The organism is Shewanella sp. S1-49-MNA-CIBAN-0167, assembly GCF_040310145.1.
Taxonomy (GTDB): domain Bacteria; phylum Pseudomonadota; class Gammaproteobacteria; order Enterobacterales; family Shewanellaceae; genus Shewanella; species Shewanella psychromarinicola.
The window spans coordinates 1-250 of record NZ_JBEOPO010000403.1 but is presented as its reverse complement, the minus strand read 5'-3'; the positions used below and the strand labels follow the sequence as shown (position 1 = coordinate 250).

The window sequence follows — 250 nt, the reverse complement described above, 5'->3', positions numbered from 1 at the left end:
CAAAAAAACACTTTATAAATACTCACGTAAAACGACATTTTGTTGCAAATAAGCGAAAAACGATTTAGTCAACGGTGGGCTCAAGCGCAGATGGGTCTATAAAATGCTCTTTCATAAAGGTTTTCATTTCATCCTCGCTTGCTAGTAGCTTAATTCCGCAGTGCACACCTGCGACATGCTCTTTAACACTGCAAATTTCACCTTCAAAATCTTTATCACTACTATTGAGTACGACAGTGCATTGCATATC

1 pseudogene is annotated in these 250 nt (G+C 38.0%); it reads right to left on the bottom strand.

Features of this window, described 5'->3' with window-relative positions:
• Positions 1–64 precede the first annotated feature (64 nt).
• A pseudogene (locus AAEZ00_RS21810) lies at positions 65–250 on the bottom strand (flagellar brake protein); the annotation flags it as partial.